We start from the raw sequence: 17830 nt of genomic DNA on the forward strand, positions 1-17830 counted from the left end.
CAAGGACGCAAGGACGCGGGCCTGCCGGGCAAGGCCCGCCCCTGACGTCCCCGCGCGGATCTCTCCGCCCACAGGGGAGCCAAGATCCGTGCCTGGGCGAAGAAGAACAAGGCCGAGCTGCGTTTCACCCCGGCCAACGCCTCCTGGGCCAACCCGATCGAGGCGGCGGACGCCCACTTGCTGCCGCGGCCCGACCACCGTGCCACTTCGCGGTCGCAGCTCAGGGTTCTGCCGCGAACCTCTCCATCAAGCGGGTGAAACCCGGCGGGCAGGGACCTCGAAGACGAGTTCGAGACCGTCCTCCTCATCCCACTGCTCTCCGGCCTCAACGAAGCCGAAGCCCGCGATCGTGGCCAGGGATGCCACGTTGTCGGGGCTGATCGTCGCCCGCACGGTCGTGACAGAGGTTTCGGCTGCTGCCCGGCGAAGCAACTCGATCAGCGTGGATCGGGCATATCCCTGGCGACGGAAGTCGGGAGCGATGGAGTAGCCGATCTCGACCATGCCGGACTCATCGGGCGGTCCGTGGAACCCGGCATGTCCGACGACGCGCCCCTTGTCGCCGACGACCGCTTGCCGCACCATCCACCGCGCACGGCCGGGATCAGCGGCCATCTGGTCGAGCCGGAACTGCCACAGCCACCGTGCTCTGTCGGTCACGAAGTACTCGCTCAGCGAAACCCCGGCCATCCTGCTGGCTCCGGACAGGTCTCCATCGAGCAAAGCGGACATCGTCCCGCCCGACACCTCAACAAAACGGACACGCTGCGGGCTCGGCCTGAGCGGCCTCTGGTGATCGGCTCCATCTGCCACCAGCGGATGCTCGCCGACCAACCCGAAGGGCGTCCAACGATTTTGTAGCGGTCCGGCTGCGGATGTGGGCCCTGGACGGCAGGTGGGGAGCGGGTCTTCACCGCGCTGATGGCCCCGCTTGCCCGCCCCGAGCAGGAGCGGGAAGACGAGCAGGTGGTAGCGGTCGATCAGGCCGGCATCCGAAAGGGCCTGGTTCAGGGAGGCGCTGCCGTGGACGATGATCGGGCCGCCCTCGGTCTCCTTCAGCGTGGCGACGTCGTCGAGCGAGCGCAGGATCGTCGTCTCGCCCATCACGCTTGGGACGTCTCGGACTCCACACCCCTCCATCACCCGCCAGGCAACGATCGCACCACAGCCGCCCGCCCCGGTCATAGGCTGTGACAGCTCAGGAACCCCCGCTGGCCAGGTGGCGACGGGGTTCCTGTGCTCGGGGGCAGCCCTTGGGATGGCGGAGTCCCGCCGCAGCCACCTGGTGGGGCTGTGACGTGAGGAGGGACATGGTCTATTAGCGCACGTGTCAGGCGGCACGCATGGCGCGACAGCAAGTTCCTGATCGCGAGCGACGGAATGAACCGCCATCGCCGAACCCGCGGGCCAGCGGTCTCGAGGAATTCCGCTGCCACCCCGCGCCGCCAAGGCGCCTCAATGCTCATTGCCCCGGGCTCGGCTTGACGTACGAGTAGCCCCGCTCCTGCATGGCTTGCAGGCGCGCGTTCCACGCGAAGACCATGCGTGTGTCATAGCCGTTTCCTTCCGGCTCCTGCACGATCAGTTCACGGCCCGACAATTTCACCGAACGGGCGTGCACACTCTCATCCATAATCAGGGTGACCCGGTTGTCCTTGACGGTGAAGACCCATAGGAACAGCGAGTTGCTGCCCATGTCGATACCGAGCACGAGTTCATCTCTGCCGTCGCCGTTCAGGTCCCGGAAATGCGGCGTCCGTATGGGGCAGGGCTCACGGCCGGCGGCCTGGCAGTGCTTGATTTTCTGGGCGTCTTCCCCCTCGCTGAGGGAATCGTTCGCATGGGCCTTGGCGATGGCCGGCACCGGCACCTGGTGGATGTCGCCGGACGGCACCTGCGGCAGCCCGCGCACCGGCAACGCCACACCGTCCGGGAGCCTCTTGGCATACGTCGGCCGCGGCGCCGGCTTTCTGTCGGGCCACAATTGTTGAGGGGCCGAAAGGGCCCGCATGCGGCCGGCGCTCTTGGGCTCGCCGGTTCCGGTAGTACAGCCGGTCAGCAGAGTCAGGGCGGACAACAAGGAGCAGCCCAGCACCGGCAGTTGAGCTCGTGCACTGCCCTTGGAAGCCGGCAGAGGGCGCGGCATCGGCATCTCACTTCCCGTCTGTTGCATAGTGATGGGTGGGGCGTACCGCCATGATGTTGTCCGTCCGCTGTTGCGGCCATCGGCGGAAATGTGACGGCGCGCAGGCGGGGGTGGGTCGCGCGCCAGTGGTGGACGTGCCCGCCGCGCCCGGAAGCGTGCCGTTCGGTTGGGATGCCGCCGGGCACGGAGCAGTGGGTGGGTGGGCGCTGCGGCTCCGGCAGGGTGCCATGAGGTCAGGCCGCGTTGCTCGCCTGCCACTGGCTCCACCGCATGTTCCGGCCGTTGAGGCCCTCGGGCGAGTTCTTGACGACCACGACGTCACCGATGAGCGACTGGTCGAAGAACCACGTGCCCGGGGTGTTGCCGCCGCCCTTGTTGTCCCGCAGGCCGACGCAGCCGTGGCTGGTGCCGGCGCGGCCGAAGTCCGGTGGGTTGCCCCAGTAGTTGCCGTGGATGAAGGTGCCCGAGTTGGACAGCCGCATCGCGTGCGGCACGTCCGGGATGTCGTACGTTCCCTTCGGGAAGCCGACGGTTGTGCTGTCCATGCGAGTCTGTGCCGGCTTCTCGGAGATGGTCATCTGGCCGTTGTAGGTCGGGTTCTGCGGGCTGCCGCCGGAGATCGGTATCGACTTGATCGTCTTGCCGTCCCGCACCACCGTCATGGCCCGGGTGTTCATGTCCACGGTGGAGACCTGGGACCGGCCGATGGTGAAGCTCACCGTCTCGGACTGCACACCGGTGATGCCCTCGCCGCCCTTGACCCCGTCCAGGCCGATCTTCAGCGTGACCCTGGAACCGGCCTTCCAGTACTGCTCGGGGCGGAAGTCCAGGCGCTGCGCGCCGAACCAGTGCCCGGCGACCTTCTGGCCGCTATTGGAGGTGACCGTGATGTGGGACTGTACGTCCTTCTTGTCGGTGATCGCCTTGTCGAAGGTGAAGGGCACCGGTATGCCCACGCCCACGGTACTGCCGTCGCCGGGCATGTAGGAGCCGATGAAGCTGTTCTTCGAGGAGATCGTGGTGAAGGTGGCGCTCTCGGTAGCCGTTCGGCCCTTGGCGTCCTTGGCGTTGGCGACCACCTTGTACTTGGTGCCGCGCTCCGGTTGAACCGCAGGCTTCCAGGAGGAGCCGTCGGCGGCTATCGAGCCCTTGGCGTCGGAGCCGTTGTCCACTTGGACCAGTCGCACAGTGGTCAGCCTGCCGCCACTGACCTTGACGCCGGTGTCGTTGATGCCGGCGTTGGTGGCGCCGTCCTGCGCCGAGAGCTTGATCTTGAACCCGGAGGCGCCCGCGCCGTCCTTGCCACCGTCGTCACGGCCCGGCGAGGCATTCCCGCCACAGGCGGACAGAGCCACCGCACCTACTGCGCGCAGAGCCCCCACCGCCGATGTGCTGCGGCGCATGGGCTGATGCCGGGGCGGTGCACTGGCCGTCGGATGCCCCTGCGACCGGAGCTGATGGTGCGGCGTGCGGGACCGAGCAGGTGCGAACTCACCCCGTATTGTCATGATCTGCTCCCGGCGGAGAGAGTCGGAACGGGCATTGCAACGTCGACAGCGACCGTAGCAACGATTCTTAAAACGGCCTCTTACTTTTCCCCTCAGGGCGTTCCAGCAAAAGCCAGATAAGTAATTGTGGCTGGGGAATGTAACGACCTTGATCAGTGATCGAGAAGTCCCTGATGCGCAACCTTGGGACGGCCGAAATAGGGACCTACAACCTGCTGCGAGCCACCGGCGCGCTGACCTCCGCCTTCCACACCAAGGCCATCACCACGACGCTCCGCGCTCACCTACCCACGTCCGGCCCGCATCGCCCGCTCAGCCCGCCGCATCACACTGCACCTGCCCCGCAACTGGCCCTGGCAGCACGCCTGGACGCACCTGTTCGGCACCGTCCACGACCCGCCCAAACGCGCCTGACAGCCCCTGCCCACCCGCCCGCTAGGGCCCGACCGAAACCAACGAAACCAATCCGTGGGAAAGCTGGGCAACTAGCGGCTACCACCTGCCCAAGCCCAACCACCGACGCGAAACCGGCTCAGACACCCATCAAGAGGTCAGTTTCAAACCACGTCGGTGGATCGAGGCTCAGAAGATCTCCACAGTTCGAGGGGATTGACATCGCAACGATCCCCGAGCGTCGTGACAAAGTCGCCAACCGAAATCGGCGCGGCATCCATGGCGGGAGACGACCCGCCTTCGACAAGACCGCCTACCGCGACCGCAACGTGGTCGAGCGATGCTTCAACCGCTTGAAACAGTTCCGTGCGATTGCCACGAGGTTCGACAAACACGCCGCCCGCTACCGCGCTGGCCTCTTCCTGGCATCCCTGGTCCTCTGGCCACGCGAACCCTCCAGATGATCTTTGTCAGACACGTCCTAGGCGGACTTGGCTGTCGCCCGGACGCCGAAGTGGATGTACCGGCTGCCGTCGGCGAGGGCGTAGAACACCACGGGTATCCAGGCGTCCTTCTCGTTGCGACGGCCGGCGAACACTGTCTTCGACGGCGTGTGCGAGACCGGGGTCAGGTGCCAGACCAGCGGGTCGAAGGTGCCCGCCAGTCCGTCCGCGCCCTCGTACCTCAGCCGCAGCGTGCCCGGGCCGCCGTCGCCGTCGGCGATGGTCATGAGGAAGCCCTCGCGCTTGTAGCTGCCGAGGAACGGCTCCGTCTCCACGGCAAGGGGTTCGGTGGCCGGCGCGAACCCGGGCATGGTGACCCCGGCGAGTTCGGCGCAGAGCTCGCGGCAGAGCGCCTCGAAGACCTTGGGCGCGGCGCCGCCGCCGTTGGTCAGCAAGGCGATGGCGAGGCCCTTCTCCGGGATGGCGCGCAGGTAGGCGAGCTGGCCGAAGGTGCTGCCGTCGTGGCCGAAGCCGCGCGCGCCGTCCCACTCGAACAGGCCCCAACCCAGGCCCCAGTGGGCGCCGAGGAACCACTGGTCGGGTATCTCGACCTCGCGGGTCAGCATCGCGTCGACCACGGCGGCCGGCAGCACCCGGGTGCCGTCCGGCGCGGCGCCGCCGTCTATGAAGGCCCGGGCGAACCGGGCCACGTCAGCGGCGGTCGCGCTGATCCCGCCGTACGGGCCGGCCGAGCGCGGCAGCATGTTCCAGAGCGGGGTGGGGACGGGGGTCTCGCCCGGCTCGCCCATGTGTCCCATGGCGGCGCGGAAGCGCAGCACCTCCTCGGGCAGGGTCATGGTGTGCTTCAGCCCGAGCGGGGCGAGGAGCAGCTCCTTGAGCGCCTCGTCCCAGGTCTGGCCGGTGACCACCTCGACGATCCGGCCGAGGACGTTGTAGGCGGTGCTGGAGTACGACATGGTGACGCCGGGCGGGTTGGTCAGGCCGACGGTCCGCGCGCCCTCGATGTAGCGGGCCAGGCAGTCGTCGCCCCGGCCGGTGTCGTTGACGTAGTCGCCCTCGATGCCGCTGGTGTGGTTGAGCAGCTGGCGCGGCGTGATCGTCCGGGTGGCCCCGGCGTCGGCGACCGCGAAGTCCGGCAGGACGTCCGCGACCGGCGCGTCCAGGTCCAGCTTCCCCGCGTCGGCGAGCAGGACCACCATGGCGGCGGTGTAGCCCTTGCTGACGGAGCCGATCTGGAACACGGAGTCCGGGGTCACGGTGACGCCGGTGCCGGTGTGCAGGACGCCGGCGGCCAGTTCGTGGATCTCGCCGTCGGCGAGCACGGCCAGGGCGGCGCCGGGGATGTGGTGGGCGGCGAGGAGCTCGCCGAGCCGGGCTTGCCAGCGGGCGGTGTCGAACGCCAGGGCGCTGTCGCTCACGCCCAGCGCACGGTGGACCGAACGGGCCACGTCGCGGTCGGTCTGTTCCAGGATCTTGGCCACCTCCTGGTCGACGAGCTTCGACACTTCCCGGCGCAAGTTTTCCGACATGCTGTCTCCCTCGTGGTCACGGTGGAATGGCGCGGGTGGGGTGGGTCGGGAGTTTGCCGGCTAGCCGGCGCTGCGGGTCCGCCGGCCGACGAGCTCGGTCAGCGAGGCGACCGTCGTGCGCGGCGGCTGCCGGAGGTCGCGGTCCGGGCGCAGGACGGTGCGGAACGCGGCCCAGGCGAGTGCGCCGAGGGCGAAGCCGTAGCCGGAGACCAGCCCGTGCCCGTTCTCCTGCGCGAACCACATCGCCAGCCCGAGCACCGGCACACCGAGCGCGAGCAGCCGGTTCTTGCGGACGGCCTTGCCACGGCTCGCGCCCTTGTCGTCTAAGCCCTGCTCGGCACCCTGGCCGGCGGCCTTGCCGAAGTTCTCGTCGGCGCCGCCGCGCAGCAGCAGGGCCGCGGCCAGCGTCGCGCCCAGGAAGTAGGTGGCGCCGGAGCTGCCGGCGAAGTTGCGGGGGTCGGTGCTGTGGAAGGTCTGGCCCCACAGCTTGTCGATCTGCTCCGGCAGCAGGATGCCCGCGGCGAACAGGCCGAGCGTCAGCGGCGCACCCCAGAACCAGTCGGCGAAGGCCGCGACGGCGGCAAGGGTGGCGATGTTCCAGGCCGCCCCACCGAAGCCGCCGTTCTGCAAGAAGACCGAGGTGACCACGCGCCACCAGCCGGACTTCGACGGGTCCGCGTCGAGCGCGCTCATCGCCCCCGACCAGCAGAGCTGGAGGACCACCCCGGCGAGCGCGAGCCCGGTCAGGCCGACGCCCGCCCAGGGGATCCGCCGCCGGCCCAGTGTGCTCTGGCCGACCAGGGCCAGACCGCCGTTGAACATCAGCACCATCAGTGCCGCCGTGGTCACGTTGAACAGCAGGATGTCCATCGTCACCACCCCCCTCCGAGCCGTGTGCGATTTTGCTGATCACGACATTAGCGCGCCCCCGGGAACTTTCAAACAGTGTTTGAAAGCTGGTGCGGCTCGCTAGACTGCGGCCGTGAAGCTGACCGCAGACCGGATCATCGACGCGGGGATGGCGGTGTTCGCCCAGACCGGCTACCACGGCTTCTCCGTGCGCCAGGTCGCGGACCGGCTCGACGTGCACGCCGGCAGCCTCTACTACCACGTGCCCAGCAAGGCCGCGCTGCTCCAGCTGATGGCCGACCGAGTGGTCCAGCAGGCGTACGAGGCCGGCACCGCCGCCCTGGCCGGACTGCCCGCGCAGGCAGGCTGGCCGGCGCGGGTCACGGCGCAGGCCGTCGCCCTGCGGCAGAGCATCCGGCAGCACCCCGGCGGGGCGATCATGCTCGCCGGCAGCCCGAAGACCCTCAGCCGCGGCGCGCTCTCGCTGATGGAACGGCTGCTCGCCACCCTCGCCGAGGCCGGCGTGCCCACGGAGCACTGCGGCACCGCCGCCGACACCGTGCTCAGCCACGTCACCGGCTACGTCCTCCAGGAACAGAGCGATCCACCCGCGGTGCCGGTCACCGCCGAGGACGTCGCCGCCCTCCACCGGAGCTTCCCCCGGACGGTGGCCGCCGCGGCCGCGCACGGGCCGGACGAAAAGTTCACCCGCAGCCTGGACCTGCTCTGCGCCGGCATCGGGGCGCTGATCCGGCCGCCGTCCGAAGGAGCGCCGTCCGAAGAACCGGACGGGAGGAGCTAGTGTCCTGCGCCGGAGATCCGTCGGCAGAAGCGGGCGAGGGGGTCGAGGATCTCCTCGGCTGTCTTGGTCCAGAGACGCTTGTAGCCCGCCAGGCCGTCCCGGAATGGCGAGCGGTCCTGGATGCAGTCCAGCAACTTGAGCGCGTCGGCGCCGGTCCGGTGGGCTACTGGGGGTCTCGTTGGGTTGCGGACTCGGCGTTCCGTTCGTAGCCGCCGAACCCCGGGTCCGTGCGGCGGTACTGGCCTCGGCCGGGCGTTGTCAACGGCCGAGGCCGCCGGGCGAAACACTGTCCCGGTGGAGTTCCTGACGCAGTGGGACGATGAGCGGGTGCCGCGGGCCCAGAGCTTGGCGCTGCTCGACGCCTTGGCCTCAGCCGAGAAGACCTTGCAAGCCAACCCTGGCGAGCACGGGGAGATCCCGGCATTCCAACTGGACAGCACACTACGGTTCTTCACCCGGCACCTCGGCTGACAGCGCCGCCCGCAGTTCGCGAACGCGCCGATCGGGACCCGTTCCCGATCGGCGCGTTCAGCGAACACCGGTCGGCGTGGCCGGCAGAGTTCAGGTTCGGGAGACCGATGACGGCGAGGGCCGACGGCTGCTGCGGATCATCTGCAGAGGCAGCGGATCGGTGGTGACCTGGCGGCGGGCCCAGACGGTGTTGCTGTCCGCGCAGGGCATGCCGGTGGCGGAGATCGCCGAGGTGACGTTCACCAGCGCGGACCGGGTGACCGGTGACGGGTGCCCCGATCCGACTGGACACCCCTTCTGTCTGACCAGAAGCCGATGGCGAGAACACCGTTCGTCCTGAGCCCGCGCGGCGGAACTTCACGCCGAGGTTGCCCCGTGCGGTGCCCCTTTCCCTTCCGGTACACCGTGTGCCAGCACCAACTTGAGCAGGAGCACGACAGGAAGCCAGCTCAGACCGGCCGGGCCGGGAAGGAGCGGGGCGACCATCGCGCCGGCGACCACGACGGCCAGCGCAACCGGCCGCTGCAACCGCTCTGGCGCGGCTTCGACGACGATGGCTCCGATGAGGGCCCAGCCGTACCACAGCACTCCCCACCACCAGGTGCCGCCCGGGAAGAGGATCCCGGCGAGGATCGGCTGGATGTGGAGGCCGGTAAATCCGATCGGATGGTGCATGAAGCGGACGCTCCTCCGCTTGGTCGGGGGCAGCGGCGAGTGGTAGAAACTCTTGGCGGTGTCGAGCCCGTTGGCCACGACGCCCCCCACCAGGTCCCAGACCAACGCCAGTCCGAGGGCCCACTGCCACCAGGACCAGTCCACCTGGCGCCCGGCCAGGACCACTGCCAGTGCACCGAGCACCGCCGTCGCGTGCGCCAGGAGCTTCTCGGTGGGGGTTGCACCGGTGCCGAACAGCCAGTCATGCCGGTTTGTGTTGCCCATGGGTGCCTCCTTGCTGGCGTAACGCTGTTGGTGGTTAAGAGGGTTGAGCCGAGGTTTGATGAGGTGGGTCGCTCCGCAGGGGGGCGTGCTCCGGATCCCGGGCTCACCACTCATCGCACAGACGTCGCGTCATCGGACAGCTCACGGTCCACGGCCGCAGAGCCGTCCGGCCGTGCATCCGGTGCGAGCTGCCGGACGCTGAGGATGGTGAGCAGAGCGATGGCACCGGCGACCGCCGGCACCGCGCCGGCACCGGCCGCCGTGAGGGTGAGCCCGCCCACTGCGCCACCGATGGCCACGCCCAGGTACTGGGCGGAGAAGTGCAGGCCCAGGGCCTGGGACCGCTGCTGTGGCGCAAGGCCGGCGAGCCGGGTCTGCTGGCTGATGCCACCGGACCACCATGCCGCGCCGAAGGTGAACAGAAGTGGGAACGCGATGACCTTGGCAATGAGCGGTGCGTGCGTGAACGTCGTGAGGGTGAGGACCGCGAGGAGCAGTGTCATCACGAGCAGGGCGGTGCGCAGGACCGTCGCGACCGGGTGCTTGGCGAGCGCGGAGCCGATCAGTCGTCCCGCGAGGAATCCGCCCGCGCCGAAGACAATCATCAGTGCGGCTACGCCCTCGCTGCCGAGCCCGGTTGCCTTGTGCACCACGGGTGATAGGTAGGTGTAGACGGTGTACGCGGCCAGGAAGAGCCCCAGTGTGGTCAGCAGACCCCACCGGATCGGGCGCTGGTGCAGGAGATTGAGCCGTCCGGCAGCCGAAGCCGTGGACGGGGGAATCTCGGGGAGCCCGGCCCACACGGCCGCCGCCGTGATCAGCGCGAGAAGGGTGACAAAGCCGAACGCCGCCCGCCAGCCGAAGCCGGCGCCCACGATGGTGCCGATCGGAGCGCCGAGAGTGAGCGCGAGTGCGTTCCCCCCGGCCGTTACGGCGAACGCGCGTGGCAGGTCTTTTGGCGGGCACAGGGCGGCGGCCGCCGCTGCCGCAGGAGCCGCGAAGAGTGCGGCCCCCATCGCGGCCAGCACGCGTGCACCGGCCAGAGCGGCGATGTCAGGCGCGACCGCGGCGATCAGATTGGCTGCGGCGAACCCCAACGCGGCGCCGATGAGCAGCCGTTTGGGCCGCACATTCTGGAACAGCCCGATCAATGGCGGCCCGGCGAGTGCGTAGACCAGTGCGAAAACGGTGACCATCTGCCCGCACGCGGCCACCGATGTGTGCAGGTCGTGCGCCACATCAGGGAGTACGCCGGCGATCACGTACCCCTCGGTTCCTACGGTGAACGTACCGAGAGCCAGGAGGTAGATCCTTGGGTTCATGGTCGGACGGTACAAGAATCATTGAACCTTTGTACAGGTGGTGCTGGTCCGGGCAAGCCCAACTCGTCATATCTCGCGCGCCGTTGAAGGGGCGGCCCGGCCCTCGGCAATGGCGCCCGCCTTCCGGTGATGGGCCGCGGCGGCAAAGTCGTCAATAATGGCGACCTGTACCCATCACCGCACAACCTCGGTGCGAGGTTGAAGAAGGCCAACCACCATGCGAGACACCTTTCACGCCGAGCTGGCCCATGTCAGCCTTGCCGACGCGATGCACGGCCTGAGTGATCCGCTCAGACTCCGGATCGTCGGACTCCTCGCCCACCAGGGCGAGACGGAATGCTCCGACATCTACAACACCTTGGACATCAGCAAGTCGAACGCCTCCCACCACTTCCGTGTTCTGCGGGAGTGCGGGATCCTCCTCCGGCTGCACCGAGGTCAGAAACAGAGCGCCCGGCTGCGCGCCGACGAGTTCGAGGAACGATTCCCTGGACTGCTGCGCGCAGTGCTGGACAACATCGACTCCGCCTGAACAACCCGCCGTCCTCTCCCGGAACGCCCCTCGCGCCAGGCACGTTGCCAGCGGGGATCGCGAGGGGCAGCCGTCATGGCGTTGTGCGGCGACGCCAAAGAGGTCGGGCGGTACACCCGAGCAAGCTCGCCCCACAAGGAAGCCGGTCCCTCTGTAAGCCCAGACCGTCCATGCATCCGCGTGGGCCTGCTGGGCGGCGGCCACCCGCGCACCCGGCCCGACCATCTCGGCGGCGACAAAGCCTAGTCCTCCCGCCGCAATCGCCGCTACCTGCGGCGACGCCAGATCAAGCACACCATCCCCGAGCCGAAGGACCAGCGGGCCAACGGCAGGCGCAGCAGGAACAAGGCGGCCGACCCGCCGGCTTCGACAAGACGATCTACAAGCGCAGGAACGAAGTCGAGCGAACGATCAACGCCGTCAAGAACTTCCGGGCCGTGGCCACGAGGTTCGACAAGCGTGCCCACATGTTCCACGGCACCGTCACCGTCACCGTCACCGCGATCCGACTCTGGCCCCGTCCGTGATCCGGCGGACCGCTAGTGTCCTGCGGATCGCGCCTGGGATGCGGCACGCTCGCGTAGGTGGGCGACTGTCACCCGAGCTGCACCGAGGCGGACTTGCGAGCCCTCGGGAATGAATCTCAGGATCTCGTGGTTGTCGATCAAGCCGGGGTGATCACAGCTGCCCGGCTCCGCTTGTGTAGTTTTGAGGGAGTTCAGCAATATGTCCGTCATACAGCCTGTCGCCGAGCGCGTGCGCGTCTCCGCGGAACCCGACTGGTACGAGTCGGCCGGTATATCGCTCGGCATCCGGGTCGGGAACTTGGTCTTCACATCAGGGCAGGCGCCGATCGATGCCCAGGGAGCCACGGTCGGCGCCGGGGACTTCGAGACGCAAGCCCGTCAGGCGCTCGCGAATCTGTCGACGGTCCTCAAAAACGCGGGCTCCAGCCTCGCCGACGTAGTCAAGGCGACCGTGTTCGTCACCGACATAGCGCAGCAGGACATCTTCGCCAAGTTGCGCGCGGAACACTTCCCGGACAAGCCTCATCTCGCGGAGTCGTTCGTGGAGGTCTCCTCACTCGCCAACCCTGAGTGGATGATCGAGATTGAGGCCATCGGACTCGTCCGGTGATGCCGGGTACTCACAGGCTCTTCGGCGGGTTTAAGAGCCAAGCCACAGGCGAATTGCTGCGACGGTCACAGTGCCGTGAAAGATATACGCCCTCTTGTCGAACCTCGTGGCCACCGCCAGGAAGTTCTTCAGCGCGTTGATCGTCCGCTCAACTTCGTTCCTGCGCTTGTAGATCGTCATGTCGAAGCCGGCGGGCCGTCCGCCCCTGCTGTTCCGGCGTTGGCGGTTGGCCCGCAAGTTCTTCGGTTCGGGAATGGTGTGCTTGATCTGGCGTCGTCGCAGGTAGCGACGGCTACGGCGGGACGAGTACGCCTTATCGCCGCCGAGGTGGTCGGGCCGGGTGCGCGGCTGCCCGCCGCCGAGCCGACTGACGCGGATGCGTTCCATGACCGGGATGAGCTGCGGGGCGTGGCCCCACTGGCCCGGAGCGATCAGCAGGGCCAGAGGCCGGCGCCCGCCCTCACCGGCGAGATGGATCTCGCAGGTCTTGTGTCCTGAACATGAAAGGGAGTTGATAGTAGGACAGCTTCTGGAAATGGTGCTGTGCGAGAGATGAAGGATTGGCCCTTCGGAATCGCCCTGCGGGCCCCGCCGGGAAGTGAGGCTCGTTGACCGGCCAGGCTCATGTGCCCCAGATAGCTGCCGTCTGGCAGCATCTTCGACGGCCTGGACGTGACCGTCGACCGGGCTCGCAGCAGCAGCTGTGCTCCGGCACCCGTATACGCCTTCCACAGCTCTACTCCGGGGAAGCCCCGGTCCATGATGACCAGCATCCCGGCCGCCGAACCGGCCAACTGCACCGCCAGTTCCCGCTCGCCCCCGTTGAAGCCGCCGATCCGGGCGTCGATCGAGGCGTGCGGGTTAATACTGCAACCGCAACTAGGGCGTGAGTCGGGCCGCCAGGCCATCGAGGACGCGGTCGAGCCCGTACGCGAAGTTGTCATCGCGGATCCGCTGCGGGTGCACGTCCTGCTGGGCGGAGCTTCCTGCGCGCAGCCGCGGGTGCTCCTGCGTGGCCTCGTCGAAGGCCGGTCGCAGGCCCGCCACCCACTCCTGTTCGGTCTTGCCGCTGCGGGCGATCAGTGAGAGGTACGCGGCCTCGGCGGTCGCGATCCCGATGACGTACGCCATGAGTGTGCCCATGGCCTGGTCCATCTCGTCCGCGGGGAAGCCCGCCGCCTCGAACTGCGCGAGCAGCGCCGACGACATCCGCATGGCGTTCGGGCCGATGTGGACGAGGCCGACCTGGCCCAGTTCGGGGGCGATCCATGGGTGGCGCAGGGTCATCGCCCGCAGTTCGGTGGCGGTGCGGGTGACGGCCGCGCGCCACCGGGTCCCGTCGACGGCGGTCGGTACGTCCGGTTCGCCGTAGACGTCGTCCACGACCAGCTCGATCAGTTCGTCCTTGTTGGCCACGTGCCGGTACAGGGAGGTGGCCGCCGTACCCAGGCGGGTGCCGAGCTTGCGCATGCTGAGCTCCTCGACGCCCTCCGCGTCCAGCAGGCGGATCGCTTCGGCGACGATCTGCTCGCGGGTCAGGTGTTCCCGCTGCCGGGGGCGCGGCCGGGTCCACACCGAGGCGGTCGGCTTCTCGTCGGCTGGCATGCGGCCCTCGTCTCTGCTCGTCCCACGTCCATCGTCCCCACCACGTTAGCGCACGCTGTACGCACCTTGCGTACAGCGTTACGCCATGCGTACAGTGTTCGCATCGAGAGAGCGTCGTACGCACCAGTCGTACGCAACAGATGGGGGCTGACATGTCGAAGAACGTGAGCTGGGACGCGCAGGGCAACTGGGAAGCCAAGGGCGACTGGGGGACCAGGGACTCGGCGGGCAAGAAGCTGGACCTCGTCCACTGGCAGAACCGCCTCGACGCACTGCGCGCCAAGCACCACGTCCCGGCCGCGTCCCTCGCGGTCCTTGTGGACGGGACCGTCCACGAGCTGGCCAGTGGTGTGCTGCACCGCGGGACGGGGGTGACGGCGACGACCGACTCGGTCTTCCAGATGGGCTCGATCGCCAAGGTCTACACCGCCACCCTGATCATGCGGCTCGTCGAATCGGGCCAACTCGACCTGGACGCGCCGGTCGTGGACGTACTGCCGGAGTTCTCGGTCGCCGACCCCGAGGTGACCAGGGCGATCACCACACGCCAGCTGCTCAGCCACACCAGCGGCCTCACCTGCGACTTCACCTACGACAGCGGGCGCGGCGACGACTGCCTCGCCAAGTACGTCGAGGCCGCGAAGGATGTGGCGCTCGACTGCCCGCCCGGCGAGGCGCTTTCGTACAGCGGCATCGGGTACAACGTGCTCGGCCGCATCATCGAGGTGGTGACCGGCAAGGTCTGGGACGAGGCGCTGAAGGACCTGCTCCTCACCCCGCTCGGCCTCACCCACACCATGACGCTGCCCGAGGAGGCCCTGCGCTTCCGCGCGGCGATGGGGCACCTGGGCGAGCCTGGCCAGGACCCGGACCCGGCACCGTCCTGGGACCTGATGCCGCGCTCGGCGGGCCCGTACGGCAGGGTCATCGCCACGGCCGGGGACCTCGCGCGGCTCGCGCAGATGCACCTCAACGGCGGCCTGGCGCAGGACGGCACGCGCGTGCTCGCCGAGGAGACGGTCGCGCTGATGCAGCGGCGCGTGGTCGACTGCCCCGACAAGTGGACGGTCAGCGCGGACGGCTGGGGCCTGGGCTGGACCCTGTACGAGTGGAACGGCGTCCAGGGCTACGGGCACGACGGCGCCTCGATCGGGCAGTACGGCTATCTGCGCGTGGTGCCCTCGGCGGGCGTCGCGGTCGCGCTGCTCACCAACGGCGGCGGTGCGCGCGAACTGTACGCGGCGCTCTACCGGGAACTCCTCGCCGAGTTGGCCGGGGTGACGATGCCGGAGCCCTTCGCCCCGCCGGCCCAGCCGCCCGTGGTCGACTTCGCGCCGTTCGTGGGCACGTACCGGCGCGAGGGCGTGGTCATCACGGTGACCGAGCGGGACGGTGCGGGCCACGTGGTGTACGAGTTCGTCGACGGTATGAAGGACTTCTCCGAGCCCCTGGAAATAGACCTGGTACCGGTGACGGAGACGGTCTTCGCGGGGACCGGGGTGGGCGCGGCGTTCAGCGAGGACTACATGCCCGTGGTCTTCTCCACCCTGGAGGACGGCACGGCCTGTGTCTACATCGGCATGCGCTGCGGCCCCAAGGTCGCCTAGGGCTCGTATGGAGTCGTGATCGATGTGCGGGATGTGCCTTCGCGGCGAGCCCGATCCATGGACCGTCCTGCGTGACGCGAGGGCAACTGCTGGACCAGGAGTGGGAGTTCATCGAGCCGTACCTGCCGATCGGCGAGTACGGCCCGTACCCCGAGCGGCTGCGGCAGCAGTTCGAGGGCGTGATCCGGCAGTTCCGGACGGGTGGGCGGTGGCGGGAGTTGCCGGGGGAGTTCGGTGGCTGGTCGACCGTCCACGACCCGCCGGCCGCCCCCGCACCGACCGGGCGCCGTCGCCGGGGACAAGGCGTATTCATCCCGCCGCAATCGCCCACCTGCGGAAACGTCGCATCAAGGCAGTCATCCCGGAGAAGAGGGACGGAGAAGAGGGACCAGGCCGCCAACCGCAGCAGCCTGGTTCCGCACGCTCGGCGGTTCCCCCTCCTGGCCTGTCACGCGGCCTGGCCGGTCGCGGCCAGTACCAGTTCGCGGACGGTGATCCGCTGCGGTTGCTCGTAGACCCAACGGACCGCCTCCGCGATCTCGTCGGCCGTCGGCAGTTCCACCGCATCCTTGAATGCCTGGTAATCGGCCTTGGCGGCTTCGTCGGTGGTGTGCGACAGCAGGTCCGTACGGACCGCGCCCGGGGCGATGGTCACCACCCGCACTCCGTGCGCGGCGACCTCCTCGCGCAGGCTCTCCGAGATCGCGTGCACCGCGGCTTTGGTGCCGCTGTAGACGGTGTGCTTCGGGTAGCTCTTGAGACCTGCCACCGAGCCGATGTTGATCACTGTGCCGGTTCCGCGGTCGACCATGCCGGGCAGTACCGCGGCGACGCCGTTGAGCAGGCCGCGCACGTTCACGTCCACCATCTGGTCCCACTGTTCGGCTGGTTGGGCGGCGACCTCGCCGAGCAGCATCGTCCCGGCGTTGTTCACGAGCGCGTCGGCGGGACCGAAGGCGGCCTCGGCCTCGGCGACCGCGGCGGCCACCGCGGAGCGGTCGGTGACGTCCACCGCCCGCGCCAGCGCGCGGGGCAGGCCCAGGCCGGTGAGCCGGTCGAGGCGACGGCCGAGCAGCAGGAGCGGGTGACCGCGGTCGGCGAAGGCGCGTGCGGTGGCCGCACCGATCCCTGAACCGGCGCCGGTGATGACGATGAGCGGCTGTGCCATGGCGTGCTCCATTCCTCATGACTTCTGGATACCGCCTCCGGGCGGGACCTGCGGAGGTGACGTCATCAACCCTGCTCGTGCGGCGACTCCCGAACAATGCCGAACCCCGCAACGATCGATAACCTGAGGGTTATGGAAAGCCGTGAGATCGAGATCTTCCTGACGCTCGCCGAGGAACTGCACTTCGCGCGCACCGCCGAGCGGTTGCTCGTCTCGCAGGCCCGGGTCAGCCAGACCATCAAGAAGCTGGAGCGCCGGTTCGGCACCGCGCTGTTCGAGCGGACCAGTCGGCGGGTCGCCCTCACCCCGGTGGGCCGCCGCCTACGGGACGACATCGGCCCGGCGTTCCTGCGTATCCAGGAAGGCATCGCGCGTGCGACCGAGGCCGGCCGGGGTGTTGCCGGACCGCTGCATGTGGGCTTCTCCGGGGCGCTTCAGGGTGACTTGGTGCTCTCCGTCCAGGCCGCCTTGCGCGCCGGCCACCCCGAGTGCGAGGTGCGACTCCATGAGGTCCCCGAAGGGGATCCGTACGGGCCGCTCCGGTCCGGCGAGGCCGACCTGGCGATCGTCCGATTCCCCGTCAGCGAACCGGATTTGACGGCCGGGCCGGTGCTGATATCCGACGCCGTGATGCTCGCCGTTCCCGTCCGTCACCGGCTGGCCGGCCGCGACGCGGTCGGCGAAGGCGACCTCGCCGGCGAGAGTGTGCTGCCGGCCGGCTCGCTCCAGGAGACGCTGGCCCGGGTCGGCGCAGGCCATGGCGTCCATCCCGTCCCGAGCCAGACAGCGGTGTACCAGACCCGCCCGACGATCGCCTTCGTCCCCTATCCGGACGCGCCACCCGCCGAGTTCGGTGCGGTATGGCGGACAGCGGCGGACAACGCCCGGATCCGCGCCTTCGTCGTCGCCGCCGCTGCCCTGGTGCGTACGGAAGGCGGCCCCGCCCAGGTCTGTGGAGCCTGCCGGGCCGACGCCATCAGCCCCGCGCCTCGGTGAACGCGCGGCGGATCGTCCGGCGTCCACGGACGCGGACACTGAACGAGTGCTTCGTCCGCTGATCGAAGAAGGCCGACATCAAGGCCGGCCTCATCCTCACGCTGTTGGTGACTCTCCCAGAGGCGATGGGGGCGACCAGGCCCCGGCATGGGGCGGCGCCGGCCGTCTGCCGGCTACGCAGCGGTGAGTAGCTGCTCGACGACCGGGGGCAGGGAATGCGGCGGCCCCTGCCCGGCGGACCGGCAGGCGTCGGCGCGCTGCCGGACGTCGTCGGCGATACGTACGTCGATCCGCTTGTGGTCCACGCCCGCGCGGACGTACTCCGGGCATTCGTCGAGCGTGTCGGCGCTCATCAGCGGCAC

The 17830-nt window shown here is 68.9% G+C and carries 16 protein-coding genes and 7 pseudogenes; 10 read left to right on the forward strand and 13 right to left on the reverse strand.

Annotated elements, in window-relative coordinates:
- Nucleotides 1-246: 246 nt before the first annotated feature.
- From ACFY12_RS10455 to ACFY12_RS10470, 4 genes and pseudogenes are all read right to left on the reverse strand, one after another.
- The gene (locus ACFY12_RS10455; protein WP_390715702.1) at nucleotides 247-732 is read right to left on the reverse strand and encodes a GNAT family N-acetyltransferase; all 486 of its coding nucleotides are present in this window, start codon (nucleotides 730-732) and stop codon (nucleotides 247-249) included.
- 195 nt (nucleotides 733-927) lie between these two features.
- A pseudogene (locus tag ACFY12_RS10460) lies at nucleotides 928-1104 on the reverse strand (dihydrofolate reductase family protein); the annotation flags it as partial.
- 358 nt (nucleotides 1105-1462) lie between these two features.
- On the reverse strand, nucleotides 1463-2152 hold the full coding sequence (locus ACFY12_RS10465; protein WP_390715365.1) for a hypothetical protein: 690 nt from the start codon (nucleotides 2150-2152) through the stop codon (nucleotides 1463-1465).
- A gap of 227 nt (nucleotides 2153-2379) precedes the next feature.
- Nucleotides 2380-3549 (reverse strand): Ig-like domain-containing protein, encoded by a 1170-nt coding sequence (locus ACFY12_RS10470; protein ID WP_390715366.1) that lies wholly within the window; start codon nucleotides 3547-3549, stop codon nucleotides 2380-2382.
- Nucleotides 3550-4259: 710 nt separating this feature from the next.
- Here ACFY12_RS10470 and ACFY12_RS10475 point away from each other — a divergent pair.
- Nucleotides 4260-4511: pseudogene (locus ACFY12_RS10475) on the forward strand (IS5/IS1182 family transposase); the annotation flags it as partial.
- A gap of 17 nt (nucleotides 4512-4528) precedes the next feature.
- On the opposite strand, the gene ACFY12_RS10480 reads toward ACFY12_RS10475, so the two are convergent.
- Both ACFY12_RS10480 and ACFY12_RS10485 read right to left on the reverse strand, forming a co-directional pair.
- Nucleotides 4529-6040, reverse strand: coding sequence for a serine hydrolase domain-containing protein (locus tag ACFY12_RS10480; protein WP_390715367.1), 1512 nt, complete (start codon nucleotides 6038-6040; stop codon nucleotides 4529-4531).
- A gap of 60 nt (nucleotides 6041-6100) precedes the next feature.
- Nucleotides 6101-6910 carry a hypothetical protein gene (locus ACFY12_RS10485; RefSeq protein ID WP_390715703.1) on the reverse strand — a complete coding sequence of 270 codons (810 nt, stop codon included), beginning with the start codon at nucleotides 6908-6910 and terminating at the stop codon, nucleotides 6101-6103.
- Nucleotides 6911-7022: 112 nt separating this feature from the next.
- Here ACFY12_RS10485 and ACFY12_RS10490 point away from each other — a divergent pair, with 112 nt between their 5' ends.
- Nucleotides 7023-7691 carry a TetR/AcrR family transcriptional regulator gene (locus tag ACFY12_RS10490; protein ID WP_390715368.1) on the forward strand — a complete coding sequence of 223 codons (669 nt, stop codon included), beginning with the start codon at nucleotides 7023-7025 and terminating at the stop codon, nucleotides 7689-7691.
- Here the strand turns inward: ACFY12_RS10490 and ACFY12_RS10495 are convergent.
- Nucleotides 7688-7825: a hypothetical protein gene (locus tag ACFY12_RS10495; RefSeq protein ID WP_390715718.1), complete on the reverse strand. Its 138-nt coding sequence runs from the start codon at nucleotides 7823-7825 to the stop codon at nucleotides 7688-7690. The genes ACFY12_RS10490 and ACFY12_RS10495 overlap by 4 nt on opposite strands.
- On the opposite strand from ACFY12_RS10495, the pseudogene ACFY12_RS10500 reads away from it, so the two are divergent.
- Both ACFY12_RS10500 and ACFY12_RS10505 read left to right on the forward strand, forming a co-directional pair.
- Nucleotides 7769-8162 (forward strand): annotated as a pseudogene (locus tag ACFY12_RS10500) (alpha/beta hydrolase); the annotation flags it as partial. The gene ACFY12_RS10495 and the pseudogene ACFY12_RS10500 sit on opposite strands and share 57 nt — an antisense overlap.
- A gap of 76 nt (nucleotides 8163-8238) precedes the next feature.
- Nucleotides 8239-8421 (forward strand): annotated as a pseudogene (locus ACFY12_RS10505) (hypothetical protein); the annotation flags it as partial.
- Between the two features lie 98 nt (nucleotides 8422-8519).
- On the opposite strand, the gene ACFY12_RS10510 reads toward ACFY12_RS10505, so the two are convergent.
- Together ACFY12_RS10510 and ACFY12_RS10515 are read right to left on the reverse strand one after the other, a co-directional pair.
- Nucleotides 8520-9101: a hypothetical protein gene (locus tag ACFY12_RS10510; protein ID WP_390715369.1), complete on the reverse strand. Its 582-nt coding sequence runs from the start codon at nucleotides 9099-9101 to the stop codon at nucleotides 8520-8522.
- Between the two features lie 110 nt (nucleotides 9102-9211).
- A complete protein-coding gene (locus ACFY12_RS10515) occupies nucleotides 9212-10423 on the reverse strand; it encodes an MFS transporter (protein ID WP_390715370.1) in 1212 nt (403 codons plus the stop codon).
- Between the two features lie 217 nt (nucleotides 10424-10640).
- Here ACFY12_RS10515 and ACFY12_RS10520 point away from each other — a divergent pair, with 217 nt between their 5' ends.
- The 3 genes and pseudogenes from ACFY12_RS10520 to ACFY12_RS10530 all read left to right on the forward strand — a co-directional run bounded on the left by ACFY12_RS10520 (nucleotide 10641) and on the right by ACFY12_RS10530 (nucleotide 12092).
- The gene (locus ACFY12_RS10520; protein WP_390715371.1) at nucleotides 10641-10955 is read left to right on the forward strand and encodes an ArsR/SmtB family transcription factor; all 315 of its coding nucleotides are present in this window, start codon (nucleotides 10641-10643) and stop codon (nucleotides 10953-10955) included.
- A 195-nt stretch (nucleotides 10956-11150) separates the two neighbouring features.
- A pseudogene (locus tag ACFY12_RS10525) lies at nucleotides 11151-11482 on the forward strand (transposase); the annotation flags it as partial.
- Nucleotides 11483-11681: 199 nt separating this feature from the next.
- Entirely contained in the window at nucleotides 11682-12092 is a 411-nt protein-coding gene (locus tag ACFY12_RS10530) for a RidA family protein (RefSeq protein WP_390715372.1), read from the forward strand.
- A gap of 30 nt (nucleotides 12093-12122) precedes the next feature.
- Here the strand turns inward: ACFY12_RS10530 and ACFY12_RS10535 are convergent.
- Nucleotides 12123-12578, reverse strand: a pseudogene (locus ACFY12_RS10535) (transposase); the annotation flags it as partial.
- A gap of 393 nt (nucleotides 12579-12971) precedes the next feature.
- On the reverse strand, nucleotides 12972-13697 hold the full coding sequence (locus ACFY12_RS10540) for a TetR/AcrR family transcriptional regulator (RefSeq protein WP_390715373.1): 726 nt from the start codon (nucleotides 13695-13697) through the stop codon (nucleotides 12972-12974).
- Between the two features lie 152 nt (nucleotides 13698-13849).
- Here ACFY12_RS10540 and ACFY12_RS10545 point away from each other — a divergent pair, with 152 nt between their 5' ends.
- Nucleotides 13850-15304, forward strand: coding sequence for a serine hydrolase domain-containing protein (locus tag ACFY12_RS10545; protein WP_390715374.1), 1455 nt, complete (start codon nucleotides 13850-13852; stop codon nucleotides 15302-15304).
- A gap of 71 nt (nucleotides 15305-15375) precedes the next feature.
- Nucleotides 15376-15558: pseudogene (locus ACFY12_RS10550) on the forward strand (transposase); the annotation flags it as partial.
- 194 nt (nucleotides 15559-15752) lie between these two features.
- On the opposite strand, the gene ACFY12_RS10555 reads toward ACFY12_RS10550, so the two are convergent.
- Entirely contained in the window at nucleotides 15753-16472 is a 720-nt protein-coding gene (locus ACFY12_RS10555; protein WP_390715375.1) for an SDR family oxidoreductase, read from the reverse strand.
- A gap of 132 nt (nucleotides 16473-16604) precedes the next feature.
- On the opposite strand from ACFY12_RS10555, the gene ACFY12_RS10560 reads away from it, so the two are divergent.
- Nucleotides 16605-17468, forward strand: a complete 864-nt coding sequence (locus tag ACFY12_RS10560) for a LysR family transcriptional regulator (protein WP_390715376.1) — start codon at nucleotides 16605-16607, stop codon at nucleotides 17466-17468.
- 173 nt (nucleotides 17469-17641) lie between these two features.
- On the opposite strand, the gene ACFY12_RS10565 is transcribed toward ACFY12_RS10560, so the two are convergent.
- A complete protein-coding gene (locus tag ACFY12_RS10565) occupies nucleotides 17642-17821 on the reverse strand; it encodes a hypothetical protein (protein WP_390715377.1) in 180 nt (59 codons plus the stop codon).
- Between the last annotated feature and the right edge of the window lie 9 nt (nucleotides 17822-17830).

Source organism: Streptomyces sp. NPDC001339, assembly GCF_042895955.1.
Classification (GTDB): Bacteria; Actinomycetota; Actinomycetes; order Streptomycetales; family Streptomycetaceae; genus Streptomyces.